This window comes from Stenotrophomonas sp. SrG, from assembly GCF_050031795.1.
In the GTDB taxonomy this organism is placed as follows: domain Bacteria; phylum Pseudomonadota; class Gammaproteobacteria; order Xanthomonadales; family Xanthomonadaceae; genus Stenotrophomonas; species Stenotrophomonas rhizophila_A.
The window spans coordinates 1-229 of the sequence record NZ_JBNBBE010001861.1 but is presented as its reverse complement, the minus strand read 5'-3'; the positions used below and the strand labels follow the sequence as shown (position 1 = coordinate 229).

1 protein-coding gene is annotated in these 229 nt (G+C 78.6%); it reads right to left on the bottom strand.

Features of this window, described 5'->3' with window-relative positions:
- Window positions 1-43 precede the first annotated feature (43 nt).
- Window positions 44-229, bottom strand: a 186-nt coding sequence (locus ACQG3P_RS25640) for a lipoprotein insertase outer membrane protein LolB (protein WP_426806615.1), incomplete at its 5' end; no start/stop codon positions are given.

Here is a 229-nt window from a genome sequence, read left to right as displayed (position 1 = left end):
CCGCGCCCCGCCGCGGCAGCACCGGGCGGTCGCCTTCAGCCGGCTACCCGGCCAGGCACTGGATCTCCCAGCCCATCTGGCGGACGCGGCGCGGCCGGCCGTCGGCGTCCCGCTCGCTCTGCCCGGCGCCGGCCCCTTCGGCGACCCGGCCGCGCACCCAGTCCGGCAACGGGTTCCCCGGGAGATCCCAGCCGGAGGCCTCCAGCAGCACCTGCTGCGCATCCTCGCA